Origin of the sequence: Burkholderia stagnalis, assembly GCF_039848545.1 — a bacterium.
GTDB classification, from domain to species: Bacteria; Pseudomonadota; Gammaproteobacteria; order Burkholderiales; family Burkholderiaceae; genus Burkholderia; species Burkholderia stagnalis.
Map to the genome: position 1 here is coordinate 376,219 of NZ_CP156685.1, position 14,633 is coordinate 390,851.

Consider the following 14,633-nt stretch of genomic DNA (forward strand, 5'->3'; position numbering starts at 1 on the left):
GCGCGCGGGCCTCACGCCGCGCCGAGCCGCGCCGTTTCCGCGTCCGGCAGCAGCGCGTCGCTGTCGTCCTTGAGCCCGACGCCCGTCAGCTGGAGCCGGCGCGCATGCGTCATCAGGTAGTGCAGCTTGTGCGCGGCCGCCGCGTACGGCAGCCCTTCGGGCCGCACGTTCGAAATGCAGTTGCGCAGCGCGTCGTGGCAGCCGACCTGCGGCGCCCAGGTGAGATACACGCCGAGGCTGTCCGGCGAGCTGAGCCCCGGCCGCTCGCCGATCAGCATCGCGACGAGCTTCGCGCGCAGCAGCTCGCCGATCTCGTCGCCGAGCGCGACGCGCGCCTGCCGCGCGACGACCACCGGCCCGATGCGCCAGCCATCCGCATCGAGCCGCGGCCGCACCGCCTGCAAAAGCGGCAGCGCCTGCTTCGCGGCCGCGAACGCGGACAGCCCGTCGCCGACCACGAACACCACGTCGGGCGCGGCATCGAGCGCCGCGCCGTGCGCGGCGAGCTGCGCGCGGCTGTCGTCGGACAGCTTGCGGCCGAGATCGGGCCGGCGCAGATAGTGGTCGCGATCCGGCGCCGCGCTCTGCACGCCGAGCGTCGGCAGCAGGCTGGCCGCCTCGATCTCGCGCCGCAGCGTATCGGCGTCGAGCGGCTGGTGCACCGCGTCGCGCGCCTGCGCGTGCGACAGGTTGAACGCCAGCAGCGGCGCGGTCGGCAGGCTGCTGCCCGCGCGGCCGAGCGCGATCCGCGCGTTCGTGAACGACTTCAGCTGCCCCCACGGGTTCTTTTCGACAGCGTCGCTCATGCTGACAACCCCATCCACTCGTTCGCGCCGGCCAGCAGCGGCACGCGGGCCGACGCGGCGCGCAGCGCGCCGTGCGCGTCGGCGATCTCCATCGTCTCCAGCCACTCCTCGAACTCCGGCGCGCGGCGCAGGCCGAGCACCTCGCGCACGTAGAGCTGGTCGTGGAACGACGTGCTCTGGTAGTTCAGCATCACGTCGTCCGCGCCCGGAATCCCCATGATGAAGTTGATGCCCGCCGCGCCGAGCAGCGTCAGCAGCGTGTCCATGTCGTCCTGGTCGGCCTCCGCGTGATTCGTGTAGCAGATGTCGCAGCCCATCGGCACGCCGAGCAGCTTGCCGCAGAAGTGATCCTCGAGCCCCGCACGGATGATCTGCTTGCCGTCGTACAGGTATTCGGGCCCGATGAAGCCGACCACCGTGTTGACGAGGAACGGCTCGAACTTGCGCGCGACCGCATACGCGCGCACCTCGCAGGTCTGCTGGTCGACGCCGTGGTGCGCGTTCGCGGACAGCGCGCTGCCCTGGCCCGTTTCGAAATACATCAGGTTGTTGCCGACCGTGCCGCGCTTGAGCGACAGCGCCGCCTCGCGCGCTTCGCCGAGCAGCGCGAGCGAGATGCCGAAGCTCGCGTTCGCCTTCTCGGTGCCCGCGATCGACTGGAACACCAGGTCGACCGGCGCGCCCTTCTCGACCGCCGCGATCGTGTTGGTCACGTGGGTGAGCACGCACGACTGCGTCGGCACCCGGTAGCGCTCGCGGAACGTGTCGATCATCGCGAGCAGCTTGACGATCGCGGCGAGGCTGTCGGTTGCCGGGTTGATGCCGATCATCGCGTCGCCGCAGCCGTACATCAGCCCGTCGAGCATCGACGCGGCGATGCCCTTCACGTCGTCGGTCGGGTGGTTCGGCTGCAGCCGCACCGACATCCGGCCCGGCAGCCCGACCGTGTTGCGAAAGCGCGTGACGACGCGGCGCTTTCTCGCCGCCGCGATCAGGTCCTGGTTGCGCATCAGCTTCGACACGGCCGCGACCATCTCCGGCGTGAGGCCCGGCGCGATGCGCTCGAGCGCCGCGCCGTCGGCCGCGGGCGACAGCAGCCAGTTGCGGAAATCGCCGACCGTCAGGTGCGAGATCTCCGCGAACGCCTGCGCATCGTGATCGTCGACGATGAGGCGCGTGACCTCGTCGTCTTCATAGGGAATCAGCGCTTCGTTCAGGAACGCCTTGAGCGGCACGCCCGCGAGCGCGATCTTCGCGGCGACGCGCTCCTCCTCGCTCGCCGCCGCGACGCCGGCGAGCTGGTCGCCGGAGCGCAGCGGGCTCGCCTTCGCGAGCAGCGTCTTCAGGTCCGCGAAGCGGTAGGTGCGCGAACCGATCGTCTCCGTGTAGGACATCGTGCGAGTCTCCTTGCAAAAACCTTCGGCGCGCCGCTGTCGCGGGCGCGCCGGGTGCCGTTTCAACGGCCCTTCACCTTCATTCCTCGAGCAGCGCGTCGCCCGGCGCATGCGCGCGCTGCGCGCGGGTCGCGAGGAAGTACGCGTAGCCGAGCGCGAGGAACACGACGAACACCATCGCGACCAGCCCGTTGAAGTACACCATCGTGCCGAGGCAGATCAGCGCGGCGATGATGGCGAACGCCGGGAACAGCGGATACAGCGGCGCGCGGAACGGGCGGGCCATGTTCGGCTGCGTGCGGCGCAGCTTGAACAGCGAGGCCATGCTGACGATATACATCACGATCGCGCCGAACACCGACATCGTGACGATGTTCGCGGTGAGCGTCTGGCCGCCGAACTGGATCAGCTCGTCGCTGTAGATCGCCGCGATGCCGACCACGCCGCCCGCGAGGATCGCGCGATGCGGGGTCTTGAAGCGCGGGTGCACCTTGCCGAGCCACTCCGGCAGGTAGCCTTCGCGGGCCAGCGCGAAGATCTGGCGCGAATAGCCGAGGATGATCCCGTGGAACGACGCGACCAGGCCGAACAGGCCGAGCCACACGAGCATGTGCATCCAGCCGCTGTTCTCGCCGACGATGTACTTCATCGCCTGCGGCAGCGGGTCGTTGATGTTCGCGAGCTTGGTCCAGTCGCCCGCGCCGCCGGCGAACACCATCACGCCGATCGCGAGAATGACGAGCGTCAGGATGCCGGCCACGTACGCGATCGGGATCGAGCGCTTCGGGTTCTTCGCCTCCTCGGCGGCCATCGCGACGCCTTCGATCGCGAGGAAGAACCAGATCGCGAACGGGATCGCCGCGAACATGCCGTGGAACGAACCGACGCTGAAGTGATCGGCGCCGGACCAGCCGCCCTTCACGAAGTTGCTCCACGCGAAGCCCGGCGACACCACGCCCATGAACACCAGCAGCTCGAAGATCGCGAGCAGCGTGACGACGAGCTCGAAGGTCGCGGCGATCTGCACGCCGACGATGTTGAGCGCCATGAACACGAGATACGCGCCCATCGCCGCGTGCTTCGGCTCCAGCCCCGGGAACTGCACGTGCAGGTACGCGCCGATCGCAAGCGCGATCGCAGGGGGTGCGAACACGAATTCGACGAGCGTCGCCGCGCCGGCCAGATAGCCGCCCGTCGGGCCGAACGCGCGGCGTGCGTAGGCAAACGGCCCGCCCGCATGCGGAATCGACGTGGTCAGCTCGGTGAAGCTGAAGATGAAGGTCGTGTACATCGCCGCAATGAACAGCGCGGTGATCACGAAGCCCAGCGTGCCCGCGCTCGCCCAGCCGTAGCTCCAGCCGAAGTACTCGCCGGAAATCACGAGGCCGACCGCGATGCCCCACAGCTGCCAGGTTCCGAGCGTCTGCTGCAGCGCGGGCTGGCCGGACGACTTGCCGCCGGCGGCGGGCCGGCCATTCGACTCTGCTTTCATCGGTTTCTCCTCAAGGGTGGCAGGCCGCCGCCCGTGCGGCGGGCGGTCTGCACTTCTGAGAATCGATGCTAGTGAGTCATTAAACGACGTGTTATCGAAATTCGGCAAAGGTCCATGCCGACATTTCGCTTACGGAAACGCCGGCCGGCGGGCCGCGCCGCCCGCCGTGCCGCTGGCTGGCCTTACCGGCTACTGGCCGCCGCCGTTGCGCTGGTTGAACCAGCGGTCGAGCAGCTTGCCGGCCGCCTCGCGGCCGCCGAGGCCGAACGACAGCGCGACCGCCACCGCGATCGCGCCGAGCACGAGGCCGAACGCGAGCTGGACGATCTCGTTGGCGATGCCCATCGCGCGCAGCCCCATCGCGAACACGAGGCCGAGGATCGCGAACTGCGCGATGCGCGCGAACAGCACGCTGTGCTCGCTGTCGGCCTGCTGGATCACGCGGCGCGCGAGCCCCGCGAGCCACACGCCGATCACGAGGATCACGCCGCCCATCAGCACGTGGCCGCCGAATTCGATGAACAGCGTGACGACGTCGCGCACCTGCGTGAAGCCGAGCCGGTTGGCGGCCTCGACCGCCGCGAACAGCATCGCGAAGAACACGATCAGCCGCGCGGCCAGCACCGACGGCTGCAGCATCCCGGAGAACACGCGCTCGACGCCGAGCACCGCCGGCAGCCCGTCGACGCCCGCCGCGACCAGCAGCTTCTGCGCGAGCGCGGCGACGAAGCGCGCGAAATAGAGCGTGACGAGCACGATCACGAGCGCGGCGACGATGTCCGGCACCGCGGCGAGGAACTGGTTCAGCATGTTGGTCGCGGGGCCGGAGATCGCGTCGATCTTCAGCGCGTCGAGCGCGGAAATCAGCGTCGGCACGAACACGAACACGTAGACGACGGTGCCGACGAAGCTCGACACGCGCACCGGCGTCGGACTGTCGACGCGCTCGGTGAGCCGGTCGGCGCCGGCCGCGATCAGCAGGTTCGTGACGAGCCCGCGCAGCACGCGCGCGACGATCCAGCCGACCACGCCGATCACCGCGGCCGCGAACAGGTTCGGCACGATCGCGAGCAGCTTGTCGACCATCCCCTGCACCGGCGACAGCAGGCCCGACAGCGCGAACGCGGACAGGATCGCCGGCAGGAACATCAGGATCACGAGCCAGAACAGCACGTCGCCGAGGTAGCTGCTCATCGGCCGCATGCCGGCGCTCGCGGCCAGCGCGTCGTCGACCTTGCAGGATCTCAGCGCGCGGTTCGCGAGGCTGCGCAGCAGCGACGCGATCAGCCACGCGATCAGCGCCAGTGCCGCGCCGCCGATCAGGTTCGGCAGGTAGTCGACGATATGGGTGACCAGCAGCGAGAACGGGTTCGACACCGCATACAGGTTGAGCACGTTGAAGATGCCCACCGCGGTGACGAGCAGCACGAGCCAGAACAGGCCGCCGGCGACGATACGCTCGACGTAGGCGCCCTGGCCGGTGCTTTCGGCGATCCGCTGGTCGACCTTCAGCGCACCGAGCAGCCGCAGCGTGCCGGCCCGCACCGCGACGGCGATCAGCCAGCCGATCACCAGGATGCCGATCGCGCCCGCGATCTTGGGCAGGTACCCGCCTAGCGTGGCCTGCAGCGTTGTGACGAAGCTGGATGCATCCATTTCTTCTTCCTCCCGAAAAACGTGGCGTTGCGATTGAACATCGACGAACTACCTGCGTACTTCGAAATGACGCGCGATCCCGCTGCGGGCAACCGCAATTGCAACCGCAGTTGCAACTTAGCGCAGAAAAATGACGGCTTCAGCCGATTTCACCGTCTTTAACTTTAGTCATAGATCGCTGAGGACGAGACCCCATTTCAAAAAAGAAATGGGGCAGAGTCAGCCAACTCAGCAAGATTTGTCACACCACAGCGTGCTACCGTGACGTCGGTCCTTCCCGCGAGCCTCCGATGACAGCCGACGAGACACCTTGCTGGATGCGCTACGCGAGCCGTCTCGCGCGCGTCCACGACTACATCCACACCCACCTCGACACACCGCTCGACCTGAACCGGCTCGCCGAGATCGCGTGCCTGTCGCCGTATCACTGGCACCGCGTCTATCGCGCGCTGTATGGCGAATCGATCCTGATGACGGTGCGGCGGATGCGCATCGTGCGCGCGTCGGAGGACCTCGTGTGCACGGCGCTGCCGATTGCACGGATTGCGCGGCGCGCGGGCTACGGCTCGACGCATGCGTTCACGCGGGCGTTCCGCGACGCCTACGGCGTGCCGCCCGTGCAACACCGGCGGGCCGGCGTGCACCGGGCCATCTACCCTTTACCCACTGGAGATCGAGACATGTTCAAGCACGAAGTGGCGATTCGCCGGATGCCGGAGCTGCACGGCTACGCGATCGGCCATACCGGTTCCTACCTGCAGGTGAACGAAGCGTTCGCGCGGCTCGGCGGCTGGGTCGCGCAGCACGGGCTGTTCGCGCCCGGCGCGAAGATGCTCGGGATCTACTACGACGATCCGGACACCACGCCGGAGGCGCAGCTGCGTTCGAAGGCGTGCTTCGTGCCGGGCAGCGGCGCCGCGGACATCGAGCCGGCCCCGCCCGTCGAGCGGGTCACCGTGGCGGGCGGCGAGTATGCGGTGCTGCTGCACACCGGGCCGTATGCGGACCTGAAGGCCGCCTATCAGTGGCTGTACGGCGACTGGCTGCGCCATTCCGGCCGCGAGGCCGCCGATGCGCCGCCGTTCGAGCTGTACCTGAACACGCCGATGGATACGGCGCCGGCCGACCTGCTGACGGAGCTCTACCTGCCGCTGCGCTGATGCCCGCCCGCGCTCATGCCGCCTGCGTGCCGCATGCCGGGCAGAAGCGCGCGCCGGCGGCCAGCGCCGCATGGCAGCGGCGGCACGCGGCGCTCTGCTGCGCCGCGCCGCATTGGGCGCAGAAACGCGCGCTCGCATCGTTGAGCGCGCCGCAGCCGGCGCAGGCGAGCTGACGCAGCGGCGCGGCGCTCCCGGCGGCCGGCGCCTGACGGCCCCAGCCGAGATGGCCGTCGCCGCGGGCATGACTGCCGGCGTGTTCGTTGCCGAAGCCACCGCCATGGCTGCCGGTGTGTTCGTTGCCGAAGCCGCCGCTGTGGCTGCCGGCGCGTTCGTTGCCGAAGCCGCCGCCATGGCTGCCGGCGTGTTCGCTGCCGAAGCCGCCGCCGTGGCTGCCGGCGCGTTCGTTGCCGAAGCCGCCGCCGTGGCTGCCGGTGTGTTCGTTGCCGAAGCCGCCGCCGTGCCTGCCGGCGTGTTCGCTGCCGAAGCCGCCGCCATGGCTGCCGACGCGTTCGTTGCCGAAGCCACCGCCGTGGCTGCCGTGTCCGCTACGCTGCCCGCCGCCATGATGGCCACGCCCGCCGTGGCCGCCGGTGATCCATTTGAGGAAACCCATCGCTCGCTCCTTCGCGCCGCATGCGCGCCCGTCACGCATGCCTGCTGCGGGACAGCAGGCGCAAACCGTTGCCCACGACGATCAGGCTCGCGCCCGCGTCGGCGAACACCGCCATCCACATCGTGCCGAGCCCCGCGACCGTGAGGCCGAGGAACACGAGCTTCACGCCGAGCGCGAAACCGATGTTCTGCACCAGCACGCGATGCGTCGCGCGCGACAGCCGCACGAACGCGGGAATCTTGCGCAGGTCGTCGTCCATCAGCGCGACGTCCGCGGTCTCGATCGCGGTGTCGGTGCCCATCGCGCCCATCGCGAAGCCGATGTCGGCGCGTGCGAGCGCCGGCGCGTCGTTGATCCCGTCGCCGACCATCCCGACCGCGCCGGCCCCCGTCGCGAGTTCCTCGACCGCCGCGAGCTTGTCCTCGGGCAGCTGGTTGCCGCGCGCGTCGTCGATGCCGGCTTCCTTCGCGATCGCCTGCGCGGTGTGCGGGTTGTCGCCCGTCAGCATCGCGGTGCGGATGCCGAGCGCGTGCAGCTCGGCGATCGCCGCGCGGCTCGTGTCCTTGATCGTGTCGGCCACCGCGAACACGCCGAGCACGCGCGTGTCGTCGATCAGCATCACGACGCTCTTGCCCTCGCGCTCGAGCGCGTCGAGCTGCGCTTCCAGTTCCGGCGAGCACCGTTCCAGCTCCTCGACGAGCCGGTGGTTGCCGAGCCAGTAGCGCACGCCGTCGATCGCGCCGCGCACGCCGCGCCCGAGCAGCGCTTCGAAGTCCTGCACGTCGGCGAACGGCGCGGCGCCCGCCTCGCGCGCCGCCGCCGCGATCGCCTGCGACACGGGGTGATCGGAGCGCGCGGCGAGGCTTGCGGCGAGATGGCGCACCCGCGCGGCGTCGACGTCGGCCGCGCGCGGCACGAAGTCGGTCTGCACCGGCTTGCCGTGCGTGATCGTGCCGGTCTTGTCGAGTGCGAGCCACACGAGCTTGCGCCCCTCTTCGAGATAGACGCCGCCCTTCACGAGAATCCCGCGCCGTGCGGCGGCCGCGAGGCCCGACACGATCGTCACCGGCGTCGAGATCACCAGTGCGCACGGGCACGCGATCACCAGCAGCACCAGCGCGCGGTAGATCCATTCATGCCACGCGCCGCCCGTCACGAGCGGCGGGACCATCGCGACCAGCAGCGCGACGGCGAACACGATCGGCGTGTAGACGCGCGCGAACTGGTCGACGAAGCGCTGCGTCGGCGCCTTCGCGCCCTGCGCCTCCTCGACCGCGTGGATGATCCGCGCGAGCGTGGTGTTCGACGCGACCGCGGTCACCCGGTAGTCGAACGAGCCCGCTTCGTTGATCGTGCCGGCGAACACGGTGTCGCCGGCCGTCTTCTCGACGGGCAGGCTCTCGCCGGTGATCGGCGCCTGGTTCACGGTCGAGCTGCCCGCGACGACTTCGCCGTCGAGGCCGATCCGCTCGCCCGGCTTCACGCGCACGATCGCGCCGAGCGCCACCTGGGCGGCCTCGATCGTGCGCCACGACCCGTCCAGGTCGCGCACGGTCGCGGTGTCCGGCGCCAGCCGCATCAGCCCCTGGATCGCGTTGCGCGCGCGGTCGAGCGACTTCGCCTCGATCAGCTCGGCGATCGTGAACAGCACCATCACCATCGCGGCTTCCGGCCACTGGCCGATCGCCATCGCGCCGGTCACCGCGATGCTCATCAGCGCGTTGATGTTCAGGTTGCCGTTGCGCAGCGCGATCCAGCCCTTCTTGTAGGTGGTGGTCCCGCACGACAGCACGGCCGCGAGCGCGAGCGCCGCGGCGACCCACGACGGCAGGCCGAGCCAACTCGCCGCTTCCGACGCGAGCGCGGCGGCGCCGGCCAGCGCCAGCGGCCACCACGGCTTCGCGGGTTGCGGCTTCGCGGCCGCCGGGGGCGCATCCGCGGACGCGGCCTCCGGCGTCATGCCGAGCGTGCGGATCGCGCCGTCGATCGCCGCCTGCGCGCCGGGCACGTGGTCCACGGTCAGCAGGCGCTGCATCAGGTTGAATTCGAGTGCCGACACCTCGCGCATGCCGCCGAGCTTCTTGCGGATCAGCGTCTCCTCGGTCGGGCAGTCCATCTGCATGATCCGGAACGACGTGCGCACGTGGCCGGACGCAGTCGCCTGCGCGGCGGGCAGCGGCGCGAGCGTCAGCGCCGCCGGCGTGCAGCAGTCGGCGGCGGCGTGGGTGTGGTCGTGGTCTTGAGCGTGTGCATGGTCGTGGCCGTGATCGTGGCTGTTGTGGCCGTCGTCATGCGCGTGGTCGTGGCTGCAGGCATGCGCATGTTCGTGATCGTGTGCCTGGGCCTCGCCGGACTTCGCGCCATGGTCATGCGCATGCTCGCGATCGTGTGCCCGGGCCTCGCCGGACTTCGCGCCATGGTCATGCGCATGCTCGTGATCGTGTGCCCGGGCCTCACCGGACTTCGCGCCATGGTCATGGTCATGGTCATGCGCATGCTCGTGATCGTGCACGTGCGCATGGCTGGCAGCGGCCCCGCGACCTTCCGCATGCACGTGATCATGGTCGTGGGCGCAGGCGTACGGCTTCGTCGACTGCACTGCGGGCGCGTTGCCATGCGCCGTCCGGCCGGCCTCCGGCACCGCGGCGGCGACACCGGCCGCGTGCATCTCGCGCGCATCGGCGCAACATGCGCCGTCGCCGCTGGCCGCGCGGGGTCGTTCGCCGTGGGTACGCTGGGCGTCGGTCATCAGAACCTCCTCGATAGCTTGACGGTGTAGAGTTAACACCCTGAAGCCACTACAAGGTCAACCCTTCGGCAGGAGAAAAGCATGAAGATCGGCGAACTGGCCAAGGCGGCGCGCTGCACGCCCGAGACGATCCGCTTCTACGAGAAGGAAGGGCTGATGCCCGATGCGGAGCGCACCGACGCGAATTACCGGAACTACACGGAAGTACACGTCGAACGGCTGCGCTTCATCCGCAACTGCCGCGCGCTCGACATGGCGCACGACGAGATCCGCGCGCTGTTGCGGCTCACCGATACGCCCGCCGATCGCTGCGATTCGATCAACGCGCTGCTCGACGAGCACATCGGCCACGTCGACGCGCGGCTTGCGGAGCTCACGCATCTGCGCGACCAGTTGACCGAACTGCGCCGCCAATGTGTGGGCGAGCACTCGGTCGAGGATTGCGGAATCGTGCACGGGCTCGTGACGATGGAGACGGTCGCGCCGGCCGCGAAACGCTCGCACCTCGGCTGAAAGCCTTGCCGGATATGATAGTTGAGATTAGACTAGTCATTATCTAACTAGACATATCCAGACTATTTATCCCCATGAGCCGCCCGTCGCCGCTGGCGCTCGCGATCCTCGCGACGCTCACCGAAGCCCCGATGCATCCGTACGGGATGCTGCAGCAATTGAAAGCGCGCGGCCACGACGAAGTCGTCAACGTGCGGCAGCGCACGAGCCTTTACCAGGCGATCGACCGCCTGCTGCGCGACGGCCTGATCGCCGTGCACGACACCGAACGTGACGGCGCGTTTCCGGAACGCACCCTCTACACGCTCACCGATGCCGGGCGCACGGCCGGGGAAACATGGCTGCGCGCACTCCTCTCGGAGCCCGCGCGCGAATTCCCCGCGTTCGGCGCGGGGCTCGCGTTCCTGCCGCTGCTCGACGCCGACGACGCACGCCACCAGCTCGAACACCGCATCGCCGCGCTCGAAGCCGAGCGCGCGCGTCTCGATGCGCTGCGCAACGCCGCGCAAGCCAACCAGGTGCCGCGCCTGTTCCTGCTGCAGAACGAGCACGCGCTGGTGCTGCTCGACGCCGAGCTCCGCTGGGCGCGCAGCATCGTCGAGCACCTGCGGATCGGCGCGCTGAACTGGGTCGACGGCTGAGCGGCGCGGCGCCGCGCCGCCCGTCAAAGCACCTTGCCGGGGTTCAGGATGTGACGCGGATCGAGCGCGTCCTTCAGCCGGCGCATCACGGCGATTTCCGCGTCGCTGCGCGTATGGCCGAGATAGGGCCGCTTGAGCACGCCGATGCCGTGCTCGGCGGAAATCGAGCCGCCCATCGCCCGCACCACCGCGTAGACGACTTCATCCAGCTCGGCCTCGCTCGCCGCGTCCGGCCCCGCATGCGACACGCCGATATGCACGTTGCCGTCGCCGACGTGACCGAAGAACAGGCACACGATGTCCGGCCAGCGCGCGCGCAGCGCCGCCTCGCAATGCTGCGCGAACGCGCCGAGCTCGCCGGTCGGCAGGCTCACGTCGAAGTTGACGAGATGCGGCAGCGCGTCGATCGCGAGCCCTTCGCGCAGCGTCCACAGGTCGCGCGCCTGCCGCGCCGACGTCGCGAGCGCCGCATCGTCGACGAGCCCCGCGTCGAAGCCATCGGCGAGGCAGGTTTCGAGTGCCTGCTGCGCATCGCCGCCCGGCGCGCTGGTCGCGCATTCGATCAGCACCGCGAAGCCGTCGTCGGCCGCGAACGGCGCGACGACCCCGGGCGTGTGATTCGCGACGTACCGGTAGAACGCCGGCCACATCGCCTCGAAGCTGACCACGTCCGGCAGCGCGCGCACGCGATCCCACAGCCGGACGACCGCGTCGTAATCGGCGACCCGGCACAGCGCGGTCGCGGGCTCCGCGAGCTTCGGATGGAGCCGCAGCACCGCGCGCGTGATCACGCCGAGCGTGCCTTCGCTGCCGATGAACAACTGCTTCAGGTCGTAGCCCGCGTTGTTCTTCAGCATCCGGTTCATCGACGACACGACGGTGCCGTCCGCCAGCACGGCCTCCAACCCGAGCACCTGCTCGCGCATCATCCCGTAGCGGATCGCGCGCGTGCCGCCCGCGTTGGTCGCGAGCGCGCCGCCGATCTGGCACGAGCCGCGCGCGCCGAGATCGACGCCGAACGTGAAACCGGCCGCGTCCGCCGCCTCCTGCACGGCCTGCAGCGGCGTGCCGGCGCGCACGGTGATGGTGCCCGCCGCCGCGTCGAGCGCCTCGATGCCCGCGAAGCGCTCCATCGACAGCACGACCTCGCCGCCGAGCGCGACCGCGCCGCGCGCGAGCCCCGTCAGGCCGCCCTGCGGCACCACCGGCTGGCCGAGCCGCGTGCAAAGCGCGAGCGTGCGCGACACCTCGTCGACGCTGCGCGGCCGCACGAGCGCGCGCGGCCGTACGCCCGGCGGCTCGTTGTAGGCGGTGAAGAAACGCGGCTCGATGTCGGCCGGCGGCGTGACGGCCGCCGTGCCCAGTTCGGCGGCAAGCGCGGCGACGATGTCGCCGCCGGCCGCCGTTCGATCGTTGTCGCCGTCGCTGCGCATCGCCGCCGTCACTGCGGGGAAATGTCGATGTTGCCGAAATACTTCTGGCCCAGCGATTTCACCGTGCCGTCCGCCTTCAGCTTGTCGATCGCCGCGTTCAGCTTCGCCTTCAGCGCGTCGTCGCCCTTGCGCAGGCCGAACGCGATGCCGCTGCCGAGAATCCGGTCGTCGCGCACCGGCTGGCCGACGAACGCGAAATCCTTGCCGTCCGGACGCGACAGGAAGCCGCGCTGGCCGGCCGGGGCCAGCACCAGCGTCGCGTCGAGGCGGCCCGCGACGAGGTCCGCATAGGCCTGGTTCTGGTCCTGGTACGCGACCACCGCGACGCCGGCCGGCGCCCAGTGCGCCTTCGCGTACGTTTCCTGGATCGACGCCTGCAGCACGCCGACGCGCTTGCCCTTCAGCGCTTCCGTCGTCGGCAGCAGGCCGCTGCCGTTGCGCGCGATCAGCTGCGTCGGCACCCGATAGATGATCGTCGTGAAGTCGATCGCCTGGCGGCGCTGCTCGGTCGCGTTCATCGCCGAGTTGATTGCGTCGAACTTGCGGCCCTGCAGCGCGGGAATCAGCCCGTCGAACGACGTCTCGACCCACTTGCACGACAGCTTCGCGGCCTGGCACACCGCATTGCCCACGTCGATGTCGAAGCCCTGCAGTTCGCCGCTGGGCGCCTTCGATTCGAACGGCGGATATTGCGCCTCGAGGCCGAAGCGCAGCGTCTGCTGCGCATCGGCGAATGCCGCGCCGGAACCGAGCGCGCAGGCGAGCGCGAGCGAGAATTTCAACTGCTTCAGGACCTTCATCGTGATCTCCAGTGTCGGCCGGCGTCGGCGCTTGCGCGCTTGCACCGGCCCCATGCAAAGCCCGGTTCGCGGGGCGGGGTTCGAACGGCTCGCGCCGCGTGCTTCAGATGCTGCGCAGCCGGCGCGCGCCCTCGATCAGCGTCGCGTCGTCCTTCGAGAAGCTGAGCCGGATCACGCCGGCGTCGGTGCCGTCGGTATAGAACGCGGACAGCGGAATCGTCGCGACCTGCGCGTCGCGGATCAGGCGCAGCACGAAATCGCTGTCGCGCTCGTCGGAGAAGTGCCGGAAGCGCGCGAGCATGAAGAACGAGCCTTCGCTCGGCAGCAGCTCGAAGCGCGAATCGGCGAGCTCGCGCGCGAGCAGGTCGCGCTTGGCCTGATAGAACGCCGACAGGCCGAGATAGCTGGCCGGCTGCTCGAGCATCTCCGCGAACGCGACCTGCATCGGCGTGTCGGCCGAGAACACCATGAACTGGTGCACCTTGCGGATCTCGTCCATCAGCTCGGCCGGCGCGACGCAGTAGCCGACCCGCCAGCCGGTCACGTGGAACGACTTGCCGAACGACGACACGATCACGCTGCGCTCGGCCAGCTCGCGATGCCGCGCCATGCTCTGGTGCAGCGCGCCGTCGAACACGACGTGCTCGTAAACCTCGTCGGACAGGATCACGATGCCGGTGTCGCGCGTCAGTTGCGCGAGCCGCGCGAGATCGGCTTCGGAGAACACCGTCGCGGTCGGGTTGTGCGGCGTGTTGACGATGATCATCCGCGTGCGCGGCGTGATCGCCGCGGCCACCTCGTCCCAGTCGACGCGGAAATGCGCGGGCGACAGCTTGATCGCGACCGGCGTCGCGCCCTGCATCCGCACGATCGGCGCGTAGCTGTCGAAGGCCGGCTCGAAGTAGATCACCTCGTCGCCCGGATGCACGAGCGCGCTGATCGCCGCGTACAGGCCCTCGCTCGCGCTCGCGATCACCGTGACCTCGGTCGCCGGGTCGTAGCGCGCGCCGTACAGCGCCTCGGTCTTCTCGGCGAGCCGCTCGCGCAGCCGCGCGAGCCCGGCCATCGGCGCGTACTGGTTGTGCCCGTCGCGCATTGCGCGCGCGACGCCCTCGACGAGCGCCGGATCCGGCGCGAAATTCGGCGCGCCCTGCGACAGGTTCAGCGCGTCGTGCTGCGCGGCAAGCTGGCCGATCACGGTGAAGATCGTCGTCCCGACGTCGGGCAGCTTCGAACGGGGCGCGGTGGCGCTTCGCATGAGTCCTCCTGATGATGTTCCGAACCACGGGCGCGCTCGCGCGGCCCGTGCATGCAGGAGGATTTAGCCCGATCCAATATCGGCGAACAACCGAAAGTTCTGCATGGGCGCCATGCAT

The 14,633-nt window shown here is 69.6% G+C and carries 11 protein-coding genes and 1 pseudogene; 3 read left to right on the forward strand and 9 right to left on the reverse strand.

Annotated features, from left to right (window positions below):
• Positions 1-11: 11 nt before the first annotated feature.
• The 4 genes from eutC to ABFO07_RS01875 all read right to left on the reverse strand — a co-directional run bounded on the left by eutC (position 12) and on the right by ABFO07_RS01875 (position 5,348).
• Complete coding sequence (eutC, locus tag ABFO07_RS01860; protein WP_059906813.1) at positions 12-806, reverse strand: ethanolamine ammonia-lyase subunit EutC; 795 nt, start codon at positions 804-806, stop codon at positions 12-14.
• Positions 803-2,200 carry an ethanolamine ammonia-lyase subunit EutB gene (locus ABFO07_RS01865; RefSeq protein WP_322237820.1) on the reverse strand — a complete coding sequence of 466 codons (1,398 nt, stop codon included), beginning with the start codon at positions 2,198-2,200 and terminating at the stop codon, positions 803-805. Before ABFO07_RS01865 ends, eutC begins: the two co-directional genes overlap by 4 nt.
• A 79-nt stretch (positions 2,201-2,279) precedes the next feature.
• On the reverse strand, positions 2,280-3,692 hold the full coding sequence (gene eat, locus ABFO07_RS01870) for an ethanolamine permease (protein WP_059804156.1): 1,413 nt from the start codon (positions 3,690-3,692) through the stop codon (positions 2,280-2,282).
• 189 nt (positions 3,693-3,881) lie between these two features.
• Positions 3,882-5,348, reverse strand: a complete 1,467-nt coding sequence (locus ABFO07_RS01875; protein ID WP_059804153.1) for a mechanosensitive ion channel — start codon at positions 5,346-5,348, stop codon at positions 3,882-3,884.
• A gap of 290 nt (positions 5,349-5,638) precedes the next feature.
• Here ABFO07_RS01875 and ABFO07_RS01880 point away from each other — a divergent pair, with 290 nt between their 5' ends.
• Entirely contained in the window at positions 5,639-6,508 is an 870-nt protein-coding gene (locus tag ABFO07_RS01880; protein WP_059906811.1) for an AraC family transcriptional regulator, read from the forward strand.
• 13 nt (positions 6,509-6,521) lie between these two features.
• Here ABFO07_RS01880 and ABFO07_RS34650 read toward each other — a convergent pair.
• Together ABFO07_RS34650 and ABFO07_RS01890 are read right to left on the reverse strand one after the other, a co-directional pair.
• Positions 6,522-6,866, reverse strand: a pseudogene (locus ABFO07_RS34650) (zinc ribbon domain-containing protein); the annotation flags it as partial.
• Positions 6,867-7,152: 286 nt separating this feature from the next.
• On the reverse strand, positions 7,153-9,870 hold the full coding sequence (locus ABFO07_RS01890; RefSeq protein WP_347468168.1) for a heavy metal translocating P-type ATPase: 2,718 nt from the start codon (positions 9,868-9,870) through the stop codon (positions 7,153-7,155).
• A gap of 81 nt (positions 9,871-9,951) precedes the next feature.
• On the opposite strand from ABFO07_RS01890, the gene cadR reads away from it, so the two are divergent.
• Positions 9,952-10,383, forward strand: a complete 432-nt coding sequence (gene cadR, locus ABFO07_RS01895; protein WP_017334808.1) for a Cd(II)/Pb(II)-responsive transcriptional regulator — start codon at positions 9,952-9,954, stop codon at positions 10,381-10,383.
• A 68-nt stretch (positions 10,384-10,451) separates the two neighbouring features.
• Positions 10,452-11,024: a PadR family transcriptional regulator gene (locus ABFO07_RS01900; RefSeq protein WP_059563859.1), complete on the forward strand. Its 573-nt coding sequence runs from the start codon at positions 10,452-10,454 to the stop codon at positions 11,022-11,024.
• A 23-nt stretch (positions 11,025-11,047) separates the two neighbouring features.
• Here ABFO07_RS01900 and ABFO07_RS01905 read toward each other — a convergent pair whose 3' ends face one another.
• The 3 genes from ABFO07_RS01905 to ABFO07_RS01915 all read right to left on the reverse strand — a co-directional run bounded on the left by ABFO07_RS01905 (position 11,048) and on the right by ABFO07_RS01915 (position 14,515).
• Positions 11,048-12,457 (reverse strand): FAD-binding oxidoreductase, encoded by a 1,410-nt coding sequence (locus tag ABFO07_RS01905; RefSeq protein ID WP_347468637.1) that lies wholly within the window; start codon positions 12,455-12,457, stop codon positions 11,048-11,050.
• Positions 12,458-12,465: 8 nt separating this feature from the next.
• Entirely contained in the window at positions 12,466-13,257 is a 792-nt protein-coding gene (locus ABFO07_RS01910) for an ABC transporter substrate-binding protein (protein WP_059564015.1), read from the reverse strand.
• 103 nt (positions 13,258-13,360) lie between these two features.
• On the reverse strand, positions 13,361-14,515 hold the full coding sequence (locus ABFO07_RS01915) for a pyridoxal phosphate-dependent aminotransferase (protein WP_059563858.1): 1,155 nt from the start codon (positions 14,513-14,515) through the stop codon (positions 13,361-13,363).
• Positions 14,516-14,633 lie beyond the last annotated feature (118 nt).

Excerpts from the sequence above, each read along its gene's own strand:
- eutC (WP_059906813.1), bottom strand. The coding sequence starts at position 806 with ATGAGCGACGCTGTCGAAAAGAACCCGTGGGGGCAGCTGAAGTCGTTC.
- ABFO07_RS01865 (WP_322237820.1), bottom strand. The coding sequence starts at position 2,200 with ATGTCCTACACGGAGACGATCGGTTCGCGCACCTACCGCTTCGCGGAC.
- eat (WP_059804156.1), bottom strand. The coding sequence starts at position 3,692 with ATGAAAGCAGAGTCGAATGGCCGGCCCGCCGCCGGCGGCAAGTCGTCC.
- ABFO07_RS01875 (WP_059804153.1), bottom strand. The coding sequence starts at position 5,348 with ATGGATGCATCCAGCTTCGTCACAACGCTGCAGGCCACGCTAGGCGGG.
- ABFO07_RS01880 (WP_059906811.1), top strand. The coding sequence starts at position 5,639 with ATGACAGCCGACGAGACACCTTGCTGGATGCGCTACGCGAGCCGTCTC.
- ABFO07_RS01890 (WP_347468168.1), bottom strand. The coding sequence starts at position 9,870 with ATGACCGACGCCCAGCGTACCCACGGCGAACGACCCCGCGCGGCCAGC.
- cadR (WP_017334808.1), top strand. The coding sequence starts at position 9,952 with ATGAAGATCGGCGAACTGGCCAAGGCGGCGCGCTGCACGCCCGAGACG.
- ABFO07_RS01905 (WP_347468637.1), bottom strand. The coding sequence starts at position 12,457 with ATGCGCAGCGACGGCGACAACGATCGAACGGCGGCCGGCGGCGACATC.
- ABFO07_RS01910 (WP_059564015.1), bottom strand. The coding sequence starts at position 13,257 with ATGAAGGTCCTGAAGCAGTTGAAATTCTCGCTCGCGCTCGCCTGCGCG.
- ABFO07_RS01915 (WP_059563858.1), bottom strand. The coding sequence starts at position 14,515 with ATGCGAAGCGCCACCGCGCCCCGTTCGAAGCTGCCCGACGTCGGGACG.